This window comes from Pseudomonas sp. P1.8 (genome assembly GCF_001269805.1).
In the GTDB taxonomy this organism is placed as follows: Bacteria; Pseudomonadota; Gammaproteobacteria; order Pseudomonadales; family Pseudomonadaceae; genus Aquipseudomonas.
Genome location: NZ_LHVM01000014.1, coordinates 251,856 through 269,322, shown reverse-complemented (window position 1 = coordinate 269,322; position 17,467 = coordinate 251,856). Strand labels below are relative to the sequence as shown.

General features: G+C 58.3%; 13 protein-coding genes and 1 pseudogene. 5 read left to right on the top strand and 9 right to left on the bottom strand.

Going from position 1 to position 17,467, the window contains the following annotated elements:
* Positions 1 to 7: 7 nt before the first annotated feature.
* Both AD668_RS15675 and potE read right to left on the bottom strand, forming a co-directional pair.
* Positions 8 to 2,293, bottom strand: coding sequence for an Orn/Lys/Arg decarboxylase N-terminal domain-containing protein (locus AD668_RS15675; protein ID WP_053160310.1), 2,286 nt, complete (start codon positions 2,291 to 2,293; stop codon positions 8 to 10).
* Positions 2,290 to 3,699, bottom strand: coding sequence for a putrescine-ornithine antiporter (gene potE, locus AD668_RS15670; protein ID WP_053160308.1), 1,410 nt, complete (start codon positions 3,697 to 3,699; stop codon positions 2,290 to 2,292). The genes AD668_RS15675 and potE overlap by 4 nt, the downstream gene beginning before the upstream one ends.
* A gap of 183 nt (positions 3,700 to 3,882) precedes the next feature.
* Between potE and AD668_RS15665 the strand changes: the two genes are divergently transcribed.
* Together AD668_RS15665 and AD668_RS15660 are read left to right on the top strand one after the other, a co-directional pair.
* A complete protein-coding gene (locus tag AD668_RS15665; RefSeq protein ID WP_053160306.1) occupies positions 3,883 to 4,212 on the top strand; it encodes a hypothetical protein in 330 nt (109 codons plus the stop codon).
* 116 nt (positions 4,213 to 4,328) lie between these two features.
* Positions 4,329 to 4,745, top strand: coding sequence for an organic hydroperoxide resistance protein (locus AD668_RS15660; RefSeq protein WP_053160305.1), 417 nt, complete (start codon positions 4,329 to 4,331; stop codon positions 4,743 to 4,745).
* A gap of 209 nt (positions 4,746 to 4,954) precedes the next feature.
* Here the strand turns inward: AD668_RS15660 and AD668_RS15655 are convergent, their stop codons facing one another.
* From AD668_RS15655 to AD668_RS28825, 7 genes and pseudogenes are all read right to left on the bottom strand, one after another.
* Positions 4,955 to 5,464: a copper chaperone PCu(A)C gene (locus AD668_RS15655; RefSeq protein ID WP_053160303.1), complete on the bottom strand. Its 510-nt coding sequence runs from the start codon at positions 5,462 to 5,464 to the stop codon at positions 4,955 to 4,957.
* Position 5,465: 1 nt separating this feature from the next.
* Positions 5,466 to 6,071, bottom strand: coding sequence for an SCO family protein (locus tag AD668_RS15650; RefSeq protein ID WP_053160301.1), 606 nt, complete (start codon positions 6,069 to 6,071; stop codon positions 5,466 to 5,468).
* A gap of 255 nt (positions 6,072 to 6,326) precedes the next feature.
* Positions 6,327 to 7,211, bottom strand: coding sequence for a ChaN family lipoprotein (locus AD668_RS15645; protein ID WP_053160299.1), 885 nt, complete (start codon positions 7,209 to 7,211; stop codon positions 6,327 to 6,329).
* A 54-nt stretch (positions 7,212 to 7,265) separates the two neighbouring features.
* Positions 7,266 to 8,033, bottom strand: coding sequence for a heme ABC transporter ATP-binding protein (locus AD668_RS15640; RefSeq protein ID WP_053160297.1), 768 nt, complete (start codon positions 8,031 to 8,033; stop codon positions 7,266 to 7,268).
* Positions 8,033 to 9,016, bottom strand: a complete 984-nt coding sequence (locus AD668_RS15635) for an iron ABC transporter permease (RefSeq protein ID WP_172681829.1) — start codon at positions 9,014 to 9,016, stop codon at positions 8,033 to 8,035. The genes AD668_RS15640 and AD668_RS15635 overlap by 1 nt, the downstream gene beginning before the upstream one ends.
* Positions 9,017 to 9,066: 50 nt before the next feature.
* Complete coding sequence (locus AD668_RS15630; RefSeq protein ID WP_053160294.1) at positions 9,067 to 9,951, bottom strand: hemin ABC transporter substrate-binding protein; 885 nt, start codon at positions 9,949 to 9,951, stop codon at positions 9,067 to 9,069.
* Between the two features lie 12 nt (positions 9,952 to 9,963).
* Positions 9,964 to 10,166 (bottom strand): annotated as a pseudogene (locus AD668_RS28825) (ChuX/HutX family heme-like substrate-binding protein); the annotation flags it as partial.
* Positions 10,167 to 10,397: 231 nt separating this feature from the next.
* Between AD668_RS28825 and AD668_RS15625 the strand changes: the two are divergent.
* The 3 genes from AD668_RS15625 (at position 10,398) to AD668_RS15615 (ending at position 17,051) form a co-directional block, all read left to right on the top strand.
* The gene (locus AD668_RS15625) at positions 10,398 to 12,371 is read left to right on the top strand and encodes a hypothetical protein (RefSeq protein ID WP_082344489.1); all 1,974 of its coding nucleotides are present in this window, start codon (positions 10,398 to 10,400) and stop codon (positions 12,369 to 12,371) included.
* Positions 12,372 to 12,584: 213 nt separating this feature from the next.
* On the top strand, positions 12,585 to 14,528 hold the full coding sequence (locus AD668_RS15620; RefSeq protein WP_082344488.1) for a hypothetical protein: 1,944 nt from the start codon (positions 12,585 to 12,587) through the stop codon (positions 14,526 to 14,528).
* A gap of 234 nt (positions 14,529 to 14,762) precedes the next feature.
* Entirely contained in the window at positions 14,763 to 17,051 is a 2,289-nt protein-coding gene (locus tag AD668_RS15615; RefSeq protein WP_053160292.1) for an autotransporter outer membrane beta-barrel domain-containing protein, read from the top strand.
* Positions 17,052 to 17,467 lie beyond the last annotated feature (416 nt).

The window sequence follows — 17,467 nt, the reverse complement described above, 5'->3', positions numbered from 1 at the left end:
GTTTAACTCACTTCAATACCAGCATCCGATAAACCCCGTCCTCGACTTCGATCCCGTGGGTGTCATGGGTGAAGCCGGGGAAGGATAGGTCGAAGGCTTCCAGTGCCTTGAGATACGCCAGCAGCGCGCCATCGATCGGCCCCGCGTTTTCACCTGGCATCAGCAACGGAATGCCTGGCGGATACGGCACGATCCCGGTGGCGGCAAGACGGCCCGCCGCCTGGTCGAGGGTGACCAGTTCGATCTCGTTGCGCACCAGTTTTTCGTAAGCCTCCACCGGGCTGAACTCGGCCTGGGGCAGGGTGCCGAAAGCCTGGGACATGTTGGCGGTGGTCTTGTGTTTCTTCATGGCGGCGAAGATTTCGTCGGCCAGATCCTTGAGGCCCATACCGGCGTAACGTTGCGAATTGGCGTTGTACAGGTCCGGCAGGCACAGCTCGAGTTCGGCGTTGTCGTCATAGTCACGCTTGAAGTCGAGCAGGGCGTTGAGCAGCGTGCCCCACTTGCCTTTGGTGATGCCGATGGAGAACAGGAACAGGATGGTGAAGTCGGTGGTTTTCTCGACGACGATGCCCTGACGTCCCAGGTACGCGGTGATCACGCAGGCAGGAATACCGGTGGCAAGCAGGTTGCCATCGTCGCCCATGCCCGGGCTGAGCACCGAGACCTTGATCGGGTCGAGCATGCAGTAGCCTTCTTCGATGTCGCCGAAGCCATGCCATACCGCATTGGGGTGCAGGACCCAACAGTTCGGATCGGTTTTAAGCGTAGCCGGATCGACCTCATGGAACGGCACGGTCGCTGCGCCCACTTGCACGGTCGGCGGCTGCCAGCAGGTGAAGAACCAGTCGTTCTTGCTCTGCATCTCGTTGTGCATGCGCGACAGAACCTGACGGAAGCTGATCGCTTCTTCGATCGATTCGGTGGTCAGGATCTGCCCGCTCGGTGCTTCCATCATCGCCGAGCTGACGTCGCAGGACGCCATGATCGCGTAGTTCGGCGAGGTCGAGGCGTGCATCATGTACGACTCGTTGAAGCGTGCATGCTCGATCGGATTGCGGCCGTCGCGCACGTGGATCATCGAAGCCTGGGACAGGGCGGCCAGCAACTTGTGGGTCGACTGGGTCGCGAACACGGTCGGCCCGGACTTGTCGTGATCGGCCGGGTCGCCGTGCATGGCATGGCGGCCGCTGTACAGCGGGTTGAAACGCGCATAGCCATACCAGGCTTCGTCGAAGTGCAGGCGGTCGACGCTCTCGCCCAACAGTTCTTCAACGCGGGTGACGTTGTAGGTCAGGCCGTCGTAGGTGGAGTTGGTGACAATCGCGTGCACAGGCGTCGGGTCGATGCCTTTCTTGACCAGCGGGTTGCTGGCGATGGCCGCTTTCACGCCTTCGGCGCTCAGGGTTTGCGGCAGGATCGGGCCGATGATGCCGTAGCGGTTGCGGGTCGGCACCAGGTAGGTCGGAATCGCGCCGGACAGGGTCATCGCATGCTCAGCGGACTTGTGGCAATTTCGGTCGCACAGGGCGATCTGGTTGCGCGTGACGCTGGCCATGAGGATGACGCGGTTGGACATCGACGAGCCGTTGGTCACGTAGTAGGTGCGGTGGGCCCCGAAGACCTTGGCGGCATAGCGCTCGCCTTGACCGATCGGGCCACTGTGATCGAGCAGCGAGCCCAGTTCACCCACCGAGATCGACAGGTCGGAACGCAGCAGGTTCTCACCGAAGAACTCGTAGAACGCACGGCCTGCGGTGCTCTTCAGGAACGCTGTACCGCCGGCATGGCCGGGGGTGTGCCACGAGTATTCATAGTTGCGGGCAAACTTCACCAGCGCGCCGAACATCGGCGGCAGTGCGGCCTGACGATAGCGCTCGATGGCCGCCAGGATGCGCCCGCTGAGGAAGCGCGAGGTGTCTTCCGGCAGCCAGATGAAGTCGTCGGCGTGCTGCATGACCAACAGCGGAATGGTCGACGCGGTGGTACGGTCGCTGACCAGGAACACCGGTACGCGTGTGTTGCGCTCGCGCAGCTTGACGAGCAACTTGGTGCAGTCGGCGTGGTCTTCGCTGGTGTCCATTTCCCATCGGATGATCACACATTGGATGGCAGGGTCCGAGCGCAGGATCGACGCGGCGTCGGTCAGGCTTTCCGAAGCCAGTACGCTGACGCCACGGCTCTCCACGTCGTGGATCAGTTGATCCAGGGCGCGACCGAATACGGTGCGTTTGTCCGCCGGGCTGCTGACCAGTAGCGCGAGCATCCCGAGCGAGTGTTTATATTCCGTCATTGTTGAGCTCCCATAGTGGCTGTATTCAAGTTGTTCACCGGCACGGGTTCAGTCGTGAGGTGCTGCGCGCTGACGGTTTGCGTCGGTACGCTGTTGTTGAGTGCTTCAAGGCGGATCAGACGGTTGTTGACGAAGCCGAACAGGGTGTAACCGAAGATGGTTGCCACACCGCCGAGCATCATTGCCTGCTCGCCGGAACTGTACAGTGCCAGGTAACTGTAAGCCGCTGCGATCAAGGCGATGACGTTGGTCGCCAGAGCCTTGCTTTCCGGTACGTTGGAGACTTTCTGCATGGTCATCAAAGCGGCCATGGAGAGGATGTACGGCACCAGGTTGGTGACCACCGCGAGGTTGACCAGGGTGTCGAACTGTTTGCTCAGGTCAGGACTGATGGTGAGCAGAGCCAGTGCAGTCTGTGCCGCCAGCAGGACCAGCATGCCGATGATCGGCGTACCGGCCTTGTTGCCCTTGGCGAAGATCGCCAGGAAGTAACCGGTGTCGGCGGAGCTTTTGTACACCTGGGCGATGGTGAACTGCCAACCCAGCAGCGAACCGATACAGGCGAGCACCATCGCCGCCATCACGATATTCCCGACCATGGGATTGAACATGTGGGCGAACACCAGACCGAAAGGCGCGGTGGACTCGACCAGTTCAGCGTTGCCGACGATGCCGAAGATGACGTTGGTGGAAACGATGTAGATCACCGCTGCCCCCAAGGTGCCACCCAGCACCGCGATCGGCACGTTACGCTCAGGGTTTTCTACCGCATCGGTGTTGGCGCAAGCCGATTCCAGACCAAGGAAAGCCCACAACGTGATTGCCACCGAAGCCCCCGCCGCTTCGAACCAGCCCTTGTCATGTGGGTTCCAGCCGGCGGCGTAAACGCTGCTGTCGAACCAGAACCAGCCAATGGTGGAGACCAGTACTACTGGCGCAATCACACCCCAAACCGTTACCGCACCGATTCGGCCGGTAATGCTGGCACCGCCAAAGTTGGCGAAGGTGGTGATCCACAACAGCGCGATGGTTGCCAGGCCTACTTGCAGAGAATCAAGTTTTATCCCGAACAACACCTGGATATAACCCACGGCGGTAATACTGATCGCGACGTTGGCAATCAACAGCGACAGACCGTAGGTGTAGTTGGTGATGTAGTTGCCCGCTTTACCGAAGGTGTACTCCGCATAACCACCCATGCCACCGGTCTTGCGGCTCAGCATCCCGCATCGCGCAAAGGCGTAAGCCAGAGCGAGTGAGCCGGTGGCTGTCACCAGCCAGGAAAGAATCGAAATTGCACCGACCTCCGCGAGTTTCGTCGGTAGTAGCACAATGCCTGAGCCCAACATGTTGACGGCGGTCAACATTGTCAGTTGCCCCACACTCATTTTTTTTGCGACTGACATTTCGTTGCCTCACTAGTTGGCGAGATAGAGACTTAGCTATAGCAAAGGTTTGAAAACTCGCAAGAAATTGAGCTCATCCTTTTAGCTTTTCCGTTAATTTTCAAAAAAAGGCACGATGCTGGCCCCTAACTTTGAAAGTCCTCTTCAAAATTACTTTATTTTCAAGTGGTTAAACAGGTCGATATGCGCAAGAAAGGGATAATGTTGTGTTCACTGGTTTTTGCGACTATTACAGTTTCAGTACAGGGCAAGGAATTGAAACCCAATGACCATTACATGTGCAGTTGGGGCGGTGGAACTGCCGCCAGAGCACAGGAACTCAAGCTTTCAGGCATTTCGCTATATGCGGCACGGCAGAAAATCCAGACCTACAAGTTCGCAAAAACATGGATGCGCATGATGGCCATGGGGATCACCGAGCAAACGTATGACAGCCCTTCACGGCTGAAACCGCAAGCGGTGCGCAAGATTTTTTATGAGGATTGCGTCAGGTACAAAGTGGCGCGCAAGTGATATCAGCATCACTTTGTCGGTTCGAGCACGGTGAGGTTCCATGACGACTATATTGAGTGCCCACCCCGGTAAACCGGCTTGAAAAGGTCTTATCAGCATTCAATCAGGAGGTCATCATGAACCAGATCGACAAAGTGCTCTACACCGCGCAGACCCACACCACGGGCGGTCGTGACGGCGCAGCCCGCAGCTCTGACGGAATTCTTGATGTCAAACTTTCATCCCCGGGCGCCGGAGGCGCAGGCACCAATCCGGAGCAATTGTTTGCCGCCGGTTGGTCTGCCTGTTTTATCGGCGCCATGCAGGTCGCGGCCAGGGAAATGAAAGTGGCGCTGCCCAAGGATGTAGCCGTTGATGCCGAAGTCGACCTGGGCACCAATGAAGGGGGTTACCTGCTCCAGGCACGGCTCAATGTCAGCTTGCCCGGACTGGACCGCGAAACCGCACAGAAAATCGTCGACACCGGGCACCAGTATTGCCCGTATTCGAAAGCCACGCGCAATAACATCAACGTCGAACTCAAGCTTGTTTGAACCGGGATGCTTGAGGCGCCTTCGCCGGCAAGCCGGCTCCTACAGGGGATCATGCCTTTCGGGCTCTTCGTAGGAGCTGGCTTGCCAGCGAAGAGGGTCTTGAGATTGGCGTAATGCTTGAGGCCGCCTTCCCCGGCAAGCCGGCTCCTACAGGGGGGAGGCGGCCGCGAAATCCCTGGTGCCGGCCGGGAATTACGTTGACGCCCGGATCAGTTCATCTTGCTGTGATCATGCATCATCTTGCTGTGATCCATGGTGCCGATCGGCTTGGCGACGGCCTGGACCTCAATGGTCTCTTTCTCACCCTTGGCGTCTTCGAGGGTCAGGGTCAGCGGTACGTGATCGCCTTCCTTGATCTGGCCCGTCAGGTCCATCAGCATGATGTGGTAGCCGTGGGGATCAAAGCTCACCGCCTTGCCCGCCGGCAGCGCGACAGAGTCGACCTGCTGCATCTTCATCACATCGTCTTTCATGCTCGATTGATGAATCTGCACCACCTTGGCGACAGGCGATTGCACGCTTAGCAGTTTGCTGTCGCTGCTCGCGGTCAGCGTCATGAATGCACCACTCGAAGGCTGGCCAGCCACGGTGGCCCGCACCCAGGCATCATCAACGCGTGTTTGTGCCGACACTTGAAACGCCACACCGATCAGGGCGACGCCCAGCGCCAGTTGCTTGCAACGTTGCGCAAAACGGCTTGTAGCCAACGGGGAATTCATCTCAGCAAACCTCCATCACGGTGAGCAGATCGTCTGCGCACTCTTGTGCAGTCAGGGACGCGGACAGGCCCAGGCGCAGATTGCCTCGGGAGTCGAAGACAAAACTGGTCGCGGTGTGGGACAGGGTATAGGTATCGCCGCTCGGGACTTTTTCGAAGAACACGCCGAACTCCTTGGCGGTGGCAGCGGTTTCTTCCAGTGTGCCGTAGAGCGCTTCGAAACTCGGGTCGAAGGCCTTCACATAGGTGTCGAGCATCTCTGGCGTGTCACGCTCAGGGTCGAGGGTGATGAAGATCACCTGCAACCTTTCGCCATCGCGTCCCATCAGCTTCTTCGCTTGTGCCGCACGGGCCAGCGTGGTCGGGCACACCGCCGGGCATTGGGTGAACCCGAAGAAAATCATCGGCATCAGGCCACGATAGCTGCCCAGCATCCGCGTTTCGCCCTGGGCGTCCTTGAGTTTGAAATTACGCCCCATGATCTTGTCGCTGAGGTCCTTGCCGTACTTGAACGACAGCTTGCTGCTGTCGTCGCAACCGGCGAGCAGACCAAGGCTCAAAAGGCCCATGCCTTGCAGGACAGTTCGGCGGGAATACAAAGTACTCATGAAAAAGCATCCTGTTGAACAGGCTGAAATGACAGCGTGATGACTGTACAGAAGAAAAAATCGCGAGGATGGTAGCAAACTGTGCCGGTGCTGGAGGATCGGATTCGACCATTGGACCGGTGGTGAGGCGTGACATAGTGTCGCGCCGGAAAGGGACTTGATAATCAATTGCAGGAGCTTCCGAAGGCTGCGATCTTTTGATGTCGGGTGCGAAAAGATCAAAAGATCGCAGCCTGCGGCAGCTCCTACAGGGGCTTAACGACGCAGCTTTGCGCAGTGATCCTGCTCGGGTTGCGCAGCGGTGTACCACACGTAATCCGCGCTTTGAGCCGTCACGGTCTTGCCCACTTCGGCCAGCACCAGCACCGCGTTACCTTCGCCTGCACCCAAATCCTTCAGGTGCAGCGGCACGCCCAGATCCTTGCGCACATGGAAAGCCCCGGCCAGCAACAGCGCAGGCGTTGGTGCGGCCATCAAGCGTTCAGCCATGCGCCGGTCGCGCTGTTGCTGCACGGCGAGCATCGCCGGCATCTGCGCTTCGGGCAACAAGCCGCAATGGGATTGGCGAATGTCATCGAGCAATGTCGCCTGCACCTGTTGCGTGGTGGACGCTTCACCTTGCAGTACCGGTCGCTGTTTGTAGATCTGCATGATCTGCGCACGGTCGAGGTTGGCCGACATCAGCGGATACGGCTGACGCAGCGCGTAGGTGACCAGCGCGCCATAGACGCTCCAGTCCCAATTAGCCTGCCAGCCCAGCGCCGTGAACGGGTCGGTCGGTGGCTCACCGGCACGGGTGGCGGCTTGTGCCGCATCGATTTTGGCCTGCTGATCGGGGTTGAGCATTTCCATCAGCAAGCTGCCTTGCGGGCGCTGGGCAGCCAGTTCGCGCAGCAGCCACAATTGCAGGGCGTGGTGATCCGGATTGTCGTGCTGTTCACCGACCAGCACGCGAGGTGCGACGGCCAGTCGTTCGACCAGTTCTTGCGGGGTCAGCGTGCGCCCGGTGGCAAGTTCGCGGATGACGCCGAGGTCGGTGTGATCACGTCCTTGCGGGGCGATCGATGCCGGCAGTGGCGCGAGGTGATGGGTTTGGCAGGCAGCCAGCAGGCTGAATGCACAGAGCAACAGAAAGCGCATGGGATTTCCTTATTAGCCAATGGCCCCCTCGATCCGCAGAGGAGGGGACGGGTATCAACGCGCAATGATCAACGGGTGGCCGCGTTCCGGATGCTGGTGAATCAGCACTTCCAATCCATACACCGCCGCGAGTGCCTCGGCGGTCAGCACCTCTGCCGGTGTTCCGTAAGCGTGGGGCAGACCTTGTTGCAACAGCAGCAGATGATCGCAATAACGGGCGGCCAGATTCAGGTCATGCAAAATCACCAGCACCGCTGCACCGCGTTCGGCGAAGTCGCGCACCGCTTGCAAAATGGTGTGCTGGTGCAGCGGATCGAGCATTGAAGTCGGCTCGTCGAGCAGCAGGGTTTGCCCCTCGGCGCCGGGCCAAAGCTGAGCGAGCACCCGCGCCAGATGCACACGCTGGCGTTCGCCACCGGACAGGGCCAGATAGCTGCGCCCGGCCAGGTGCAGGGCATCGGCGGCACGCAGCGCCTCGGCGACGATTGCGGCATCGCGCACGCGGCCACTGGCGTAGGGCAGGCGCCCCATGCCGACCACTTCATTGACCGAAAACGCAAAGTTCAGGCTGGAACTTTGCGGCAGGACTGCCAGCCGTTTCGCCCGCTCCTGACCCGGCCAGTCAGCGAGTGGGCGTTCGTCCAGGCTGACCTTGCCTTCGCTGGCCGCCAGCTCCCCGCACAACGCGGCGAGCAGGGTGCTTTTGCCGGCGCCATTGGGCCCCAACACCCCGAGCACTTCACCGGGGCGCAATTGAATATCGATATTCGCCAGTACCGTGCGGCTGCCCCGGCGTACCAGCAAGTCGTTTGCCCGCAGCATCAGGAACGCCCTCGTACCAGCAAGTAAAGAAAGAACGGCGCACCAATGAGTGCCGTGACGATGCCGATCGGCAATTCGGCTGGCGCCAACAGCAGGCGCGCCGCCAGATCGGCAAGCAGCAACAGACTGGCACCGGCAAGCAACGACGCCGGCAACAAGACCCGGTGATCCGGCCCGACCAGCAGGCGCATCAAGTGCGGCACCACCAGGCCGATAAAGCCGATCAACCCGGCTGCCGCGACGGCGGCACCCACGCCCAGGGCCGTGCACAGCACCAGTTCCATCTTGATCCGCTCGATGTCGAAGCCCAGGTGACGGGCTTCCGACTCGCCCAGCAGCATCGCATTGAGTGCCGCTGCGCGCCGTGGCAACCACAACGCCAAGCCGACGGTGACGATCAACAACGGCCACAGGCGCGGGTAACTGGCGCCGTTAAGGCTGCCCAGGTTCCAGAACGTCAGGGTCCGCAAGGTGGCATCGTCCGCCAGATAAGTGAACAGACCGACGCCGGCACCGGCCATGGCCGTCATCGCCACGCCCGCCAACAGCATGGTCGCGACGTCGGTTTGCCCGTTGCGGCGGCCGAAGCGATACACCACCGCCGTCACGATCAAGCCACCGACGAAGGCACTCACCGACAGCAGATAGGGCTCCATGGCGGGTGGCATTCCACCGAGCATGCTGCCGCCGACGATGGCGAAAGCGGCACCCAGCGCGGCTCCCCCGGAGACGCCGACCAGGCCCGGATCCGCCAGGGGATTGCGAAACAACCCTTGCATCGCCACGCCTGACAGCGCCAGTACCGATCCGACGGCAATGCCGAGCAGACTGCGCGGCAGGCGAATCTGACCGAGGATCAGCTCCGCCTGTTGCGTGTCGCCGCCTTCAAGCGGCAAGCCGAGCAGACGCATTCCGGCCAGTAGCGTATCGCCCAGCGGCAGGCTGACCGGCCCGAGGGCCAGGGACAACCAGAACACCAGCATCAGCAACAGCAGCAAACAGATCAAGGTCGGACGCGGCCGAAAAATCGCCGTCATTGGCTGATCTCGGCGGTCTGTACGTTGACGTCCGGGTAGAACGCGCTGGCGAGACGGTTCAACGCATCCGGCACGCGAGGACCGAGGCCGCCCACCAGCAATGTCGGATCGATCACCAGCACCCGGCCGTCACGCCCGGCCCGGGTTTGCGCCAGGATCGGGTTCTGCTCCAGGAGGGCCTTGCGCGCCGCTTCACCTTCCAGACGACCACCGGCAAAGATGATCACCTGCGGATCAAGCGCCAGCATGGCTTCGTTGGAAACCGGCTTGTAGCCGTTGTGCTCGCCCAGGCTGTTGCCGCCGGCTTGTTGGATCATCCACGCGGCCAGCGTGTCTTTGCCGGCCACTTGCAGGTTGCCGCCGGAATGGCTGAGCAGCATCAGCACCCGCGGTGCCGGCGCTTGTTGCTGCGCCTGCCTGACCCAGTCGGCCTGGGTTTGCAGGCGCTTGAGGTAACCGCCCATCAACGCTTGCGCCTCGGCCTCTTTACCCAGCAGTTCCCCGAGTTCGGTCAGGTTGTGTTGCAGCGCCGGCACGTCAGGCTTGGCCGACAGCAACTCAATACGCACGCCGGCCGCCTTGAGTTGCTCCAGCACCGGCGGTGGCCCCATTTCGACGCTGCCCACCAGAATGTCCGGTTTCAACGCCAGAATGCCTTCGGCCGCCAGCGCACGCTGATAGCCGACGCCGGGCAGGCTGTGCAGCGATTGCGGGTACTGGCTGGTGCTGTCGACACCCACCAGTTTGCTTTCGCCACCGAGGGCGACCACCCATTCGCTGAACGCGCCGCCGGCACTGATCCAGCGCTGGGGCAGGGCGTCGGCGACGGCCATCTGGCTGACGAGCACGCTGGCACAGGCCAGCAGTGTTTTCATACGCATCGGGACTATTCCTTAGCCGATCAGGGGAGTGGCGATTTCAGCCAGGGCACGCCAGTCGTCACGCTCAGGGATGCCTGGCTTGCGCACGCCGAACAACTGGATGACCAGTTCGCCTTCGGCATCGAAACCTTCATAGCTGGTGATGATGCCATCGACGCTCGGCTTACGCACACGCCACAGCTGCGTCACGCCGTTGTTTTCAGGTGCAGGTTGAACAGACCTGATGGCAAGTGACGCAGCAAGTGTCGATCAATGTCGACTTGTTCAACGCCATCTGTGCGATGAACGGTAGCGATACCTGTTATTTCTGACAGTAGGCAGGTTTTTCAGACAGGCATTTAATTAAGCCCATCAGATGCGCCGATGTGATGACCGTGAAGGCAGCGTTGCACGTGACTCACGGCCCAGGCGCATAGCACTATTTTTATTGCCTTGGAGTATCCGCCATGCCGTCCGCGACATATCCGAAAGACCCCGAACGACATGCCCTTGGCCCCGACGGGCAAGATTTGGCTCTGCCGCCGCCAATCGTCCCGGCGATTCTCAAAGATGAAGACGGCAATGAGAGCGCGGATGGACGGCTGCCGCGCAGTGTGTTGAACAGTGATCTGCAGGTCACGGTACCGGCCTGGAGCTTTTCCACCGATCCGAATTTTGTGGCAGACATCGTTGCCGTTGGCTGGAGGCCGGTAGGGCAAGACTTTGTTGAGGTCAACAGATCTCGCTTTCCCATTCCCATTGATCCAGGGGACAAGATCGTATCGGTACCACGGGATAAGTTGGAGCACGGGGTCTATGGCTTGTCGTACAAACTCATCATCGGGGGCAACCCCGCTGAATCCGAGATCAAAAAAATCACGGTAGACCGGGTTGCGCCCGACGACGGCCAGCAACCGTCGGCGGTACAGATGCTGGATCTTGTGGGCAACATCACGGACGACTATTTGAAGCAACATGGCCAGGTGCGCTTCAAGGTATCGCTTTACATAGACGTGCAGGTTCGGGACCGGGCGATTTATTACTGGACGGACGAATCGAATCCACCGGAGTCGGAAGCTGAAATTCGCGAGCAGGCCTTCAGTCAGCAAGATATCGACAATGATCAACTGATCATCACGATGTACGAAGTAGATATACGCGCTCGCGGCCACGGGGCCCGTTATATCTATTACCGGCTGCGGGACTGGGCCGGCAATCGCGGACCGCGCTCGACCTTTTTGCCCGTGACCGTCGATCTGTTGCCTGCGCCGGGCAATCTCAAGCCTCCCCGCGTGCCATTGTCAGTCAGGGGCTTGATTGACCGTCAGCATGCTCGTGAAGGTGCGGTCAACCAAGGTGAGGTTACGGTTGAAATCGATGCCTATGACAATCCCGACGCGACTGATCGGGTGCTGATCGATTGGGATGGAACGCTTCTGGATCCGCTGGATGTCGACCCCGCACAGTTCCCGCTCAAGGCGCCGGTGCCTTGGTCGAAACTTCGGGCCAATGGCCTGGGCCCAATGACTGCGCGCATCAGTTACAAGGTGCAGCGCGGCGGTGTGGACACGCCACCATCGCTTGAAGCACGTGTGCCGATGGATTTGACCGTGGCCGGGCAGGATCATGCCAATGCGCCAGCGCTGCTGAACACTACGCTCGCCTTGCTTGAAATTTATGGCGCCAAATCCCTGACCTTGAACACCTTGCTATCCGAAGACTTTGGTGAAGATGCCGATGCTTATTTGACCTTGTATGACGATCCGAAAGGTGGACAGACGATAGACGTGTACTGGGGTGCAATCAGCGCGCCGGTTGTGCAATACATCGTTCAGGACACGGACTCGGCAGGGAAAAGAGTGCCGGTCCAAATCCCCTGGTCTGCAATAGATCAGGACCGGGATAACCTAGCGTTGCCGGTCTATTACACCACCAGCAACGGTGTCAATCAGCAGCAAGCGCAAATCACCCCGGTACGGGTATCGATTGTGGTGATCGAAGACCTTAAAGAGCCATCGTTTTCCCATGCGGACAAATTCGGCGTGCTCAATTGTTGCGCATGTCCAAGGCTCTGGAAGGGGGTCTGGGTAAAAGTGGAGGGCAATCCGGACTTCGCTGAAAAAGATCTCGTGACCCTGCATTGGCAGGGGTGCGCAGGCATGAACGGCACATCGCCCATTCCCGGCGTCGTTGATGCATTCCCCACCACGTTGACGCTGGACCAGGCGAGAAATGGTTTTGAAGTTCATGTCGCCGATTATGAAAAGTTGATTGCGCCGATGGCGAACAATGGTTCCGCACTTTGCTATTACGATTTGAAAAAATTCAATGGCGGGGCGGGTGTTTCAAAAAAAGATTTTGTCATTATCAACAGAACTATGCCCAGTGGTGAAGTGTGTTCACCCACGAATGAAACTTGCCTGGAGCCCTGCAATAAATAATCGCTTGCAACATCGGATATCCGGGTTGTTGTTGGAGCGATGATTGCTGAGTGCAGTGTGTTAGGTGCGAAAGATTAGATGGCTATTGTTTGAGCGCGCTGCTTGCTGCGCCTGTCGAGGCGTTGTGCCTGTAGTGTGATGTTTTAAATATGGTTGTGAAAGTTGCAATGCCTGGGGCAGGTAAAGCCCATATATTGTATCAGGAGATACGAAATGACCAGTTTGGAAAAAATGACGTCTGCTCAACTCGCTCGGGCGGACTATCGAAAAATTCGCCTCGCAAGCCCGAAAGTTGTTGCTGGACCACCTAATCTGCATGCAGATAATCCGTTGCTGCCGGATACCCCTGATGACTTGCCTAATCAACTGCATCGCATGTATCAAGGGGTGGCGCTAAAAGTTCAAGTGCCAAGGCCTCCCGAGGCGGGCGATCCGAATATTGTTTCGGGAATAATTCAACTGACATGGAATGGAACTCGGGTAGGGCAAGCCTATATCTACACCACACCGATGGATCCCCTTATCCTTCTCATTGATCTGGATCTGCCGGAGAATTTAAGCAGTCAACCCGGAACGAACAAATTAGGTTACTACCTGGCACAAGGGGGCAACCCCACTGATGTGACGCCACTGGATATTAATGTTGATACGCACCACCCGGAAACTAATGGCGAGGCGATAGTCCCGCCGGACGTGGACCGTGACGGTATTACCAAGAAGTACCTGGACGACAATGGTTTTGTGCTGGTAACCGTACCTGAATATGCAGGCAAAAAAATCGGCGATGTCATCGAGCTCTGGTTTGGCGAGAGCTTACCAACGGCCAGAAAATTTGATGCAATTACTCGAAGCGATACGACTGTTCCGATAACTTCCGACAAGTTGACTGCCCTTGTGGTGGGTGAGAAGGAAGGGCAGCATGCAATCTTTTACTACATCACCAATCGTAAAGGATACATGAGTGCCATCTCGCTGTTCAAACAACTGCCCGTCATGCTGACCGACCCGCCGGAAGGACTAGTGGATCCGGATATTCCGTTGTACGTCGACGGCCTGATCGATCTGGCGGATGCACAGACGCCAGTAGGTGTAGGGATCAAGGCTGAGTACACAAACTTTCTGAGCAATGATCAGTTGCTGGTGACGTGGGACAATATTCCACAAGCACCCAAATCGATTGTCGGGTTTCCCGTTTATGTTGATGTGCCGTTTCGGGATGTTTTCAATAATGACCCTGGGGCAAAAACCGTCAAGGTTGAGTATCAAGTGCAGCGCGGTACCCTTCGGTTTCCATTAACGCCGTTGTCTGTGGATGTGGATGTAGACATGAGGAAACCGGGTGGCGGGATTGATCCTGGTAAGCCGGACCCTGTTAACCCTGATCTTGATCTGGTGACGGTTCAGGGGCAGGGCGGTAATGGTCCAAACGTGTTGACAGATGCTGACAAGGATCAGACTGTTGAAGTATCGGTCGTCATTTACACTGGGGCCAAAGAAAAAGACGTGGTTCAACTTGTCTGGAAGGGCGTTCCCGTACTGGAAGCCGATGGCGGTGTGTATAAAGTACCGGCTACGGTTCCAGCCACAATTACCTGGACCGTTGAGTGGACAGTTATCGCCGCCGGGCAAAACGGCAAGCAAACGCCGGTCTACTACGAAATCTCACACCCGGATGTGAACGGTAACAAAGATATCTCGCCTGACCAGTTAGTAGATGTCCAGATTGTTCCCGGTGTTGTCCCACAGGCTACATTTCAGAACCTTGATCCGGACTTTCCTGACTGGATGAATTGCGGCTCATTGCGTCAGGATCTTGGGAAAGGCACCGTTGTCGAAGTGTTTGTCCCGGGGGGCGAACCTCAACTTGCAGGCCAGGACCTGATGTTCAAATATCAGGGTTATTCCGACTCTGCAGGTACGGTCAAGATAACCGGAACGGATCTTGATGTTCCCTATAAACCCACCGCTCAAGAAGCCGGCGCCGGGTTTATCGTGAAAATCCCTTATGCCCCTATTCAGCTCACCAAAAATGGCTGGGGAGACATTCAATACACGGCTGTTATTGATGGTTTTCCAGTGCCGTCCGTACGCCATCTGGTGAGAGTTTATATGGTCGACCCGGGTGATGGAGGTACTTGCAAGATCACTCGACGTTAAAGCCATTTGATAGCCCAGGTGGAGGGCGCGTAAAGCGCCTTCCGCTTTTCACCGTGTTCTATTGAGCGATTTTTTTGTGCGGGAGTAATCCTGATGAACCCTGGAATTGCTCATGGTTAATAAAGGATTACTCCTACATTCGATCCTGCATTTACTGGGTATTGTTTGCGCCTCTTTTGGTCTTTAGGTCTTTTTCATGGAAGACGTGAGGCCTTGAACAATCGGAGCCATTTTATGAATATCGGCATTAACACGTCGCAAAAACCTGCCTTCGCAGGCCCATTCCAGATGCTGGTAGCGATACCGGCATTTTTTATTCTGAGTCCTGCCGTACTGGCAGCGACCATTGTCGATAACACCACGCTGGACATTGATGCAACGACGCCAGCCATCGACTATCTGGTGCGTAACGAGGGTGTGCTCAACGTCACGGGTGCAAGTACCCGGGAAATTACCGCGACCAGCGGGTCGACGCTGAATATCAACGGCGCAACCATTACCGCAAGAGACGGTATCGAAGGGATCACCATTACCAACAGTCGAGGGACGCTCAACCAGGCGAACGTCACCAGTGACACCCTCGCCTTGGCGGTCAACCGGTTGAGCTCATCAACCCAAGGCTCCACGGTAACCGCCACCGGTGGTTTTTACCGGGGGGGAGAGGCTGGCGCTCAAGTCACAGGCATGAGTACCCTTACGCTCATCAATACCGAAATTACCGGAACAGGCGTGAACAGCGTTGGCTTGAGTATTCTGGGTGGTGACGTGCGCGCAACGGCGGATACTCGCATCAGCGGTGACCGGGCGGGGGTACGCATGGCTCGCGACCCTTCTGCTTTGGGCAACAATTCACTGACGCTGGACAACGCCACGGTGGAAGGCCGTAACGGGGCGGCGATCGTGGTAGATACCGGCATCAGCGCGAAGATCGACGTGCTGAACAACTCCACACTGCAAGGCAAAGACAACCAGCTTCTGCTGGTGCAAGGCGCCTCCACCGCCAACATGACCGTCGCCAACAGCACCCTTAAAGGTAACGTCAATGCCACCGGCGGCAGTACCGCGAACCTGACGTTCGATGCGGGCCACATGGTGGGTGATGTGGTGAAGGTCGACGATGCCTCGACCACCAGCGTCACCCTGCAAAACGGCTCGACCCTCACCGGCCGCCTCGACAAGGCCAACGGAGTGACGATCAACAGCGGTTCGAGCTGGACGCTTGCCGGCAACGACAGCGTCGGTACGCTGGCGATGAATGACGGTCGTGTGAACTTTGGCGCTGCCGGTGCTCCGGCGACCTACTATCAGTTGAACGTCGGGACGCTGGCCGGCACCGGTGTCTTTGCCATGAAGGGCGATTTTGCCAATGGTGACCACGACTTCCTCAATGTCACTGGTGTGGCGACGGGGAACTTCGGTCTGGCCGTTACGGCATCCGGACTGGACGCGGTATCGCCCCAGGCGTTGACCCTGGTGCACACCGCCGCCGGCGATGCGAATTTTGCGCTGCAAGGCGGCGCGGTCGACCTGGGGACCTGGTCTTACGAACTGACCCGGCGCAGCTTTGAAAATGGCGAGACCGAATGGTTTCTCGACCCGACCACCAAAACCATCAGCCCCGGCGCCGCCTCGGTGCTGGCCTTGTTCTACGCTCCGATCACCATCGCGTACGCCGAAGATGCCTCGCTGCGCAGCCGCATGGGCGAACTGCGTTTCAATGGCGGCAAGACCGGCTTCTGGATGCGCGGCTACGGCAACAAATACAACGTGTCTTCCGGGTCCGGTCTGGCCTATAAGCAAACCCAGCAAGGCTTGTCCCTCGGTGCGGATGCCCGTCTGGGTGACAGCCAATGGCTGGCGGGGGTGATGACCGGTTACAGCGACTCCGACCTGAACGTCGAGCAGGGCACCTCCGGGACCATCAACAGCTACTACCTGGGGCCCTACGTGAGCTGGCTGGATGCCGCGAGCGGTTACTACTTTGACGCCACGCTCAAGTTCAATCGTTATCACAATGACGCCAAGGTCAGCATGAGTGACGGCACCCGCGCCAAAGGCGATTACCGCAGCTCCGGTATCAGCGCCTCCGCCGAGTTCGGGCGCCACATCGCACTGGACCAGGGTTACTTCGTCGAGCCTTACGCCAAGTTGTCGACCGCGGTGATCAAAGGGCAAGACTACGACCTGGACAACGGCATGAACGCCGACGGCGATCGTGCCCGCTCGGTGCTCGGCGAGGCCGGCGCCACCGCCGGCCGAACCTTCGACATGGACAACGGCATGAAAGCGCAACCTTACGTGCGTGCCGCGTTGCAACAGGAATTCATCAACAATAACCGCGTCACGGTCAACCATGACAACCAGTTCAACAACGACTTGTCCGGCTCGCGTGGGGTGCTGGGGGCGGGCATTGCACTGGCGGTGACCAAGGACCTTCAAGTGCATGCCGATGTCGACTACAGCAAGGGCGAGCATATCGAGAAACCGTACGGGTTGAATCTGGGGGTGCGCTGGGCGTTTTGAATGTTTGGGGGGGACAGGTAAAAAAACGCCTCGTGATTTGCGAGGCGTTTTTTTGTGTAGTTATCGGAACTCGGCGAGTACTAATGTGTTGTCTGAGGAGAGTCTGAGAACCTGGGTCGTTTTGGGATTTATTGGAGTTCTAATTACTATGCTCAAGAGCATCAGCCCAATCTTCCCGTCGCCAGTATTGGCCCCGGCGCGCCTTTGCGTAACTTTGAACCCAGCGCGCGGAGCGGACTTACTGATGCTGAGTAAATGACTGGCTTTGCTGTAACTGCGGTTTTGCTTGAGAACGGCGGTGTTGCGCTTGAGCTAAGCAGAAGGAACGGCGATATTCACGACATAGTGTACGTATTGTAAAACGCCCGAAGCGGTGTGCCGCGAGCGTTTTGAGGTTGAAGCAGGTGTTCACGTTG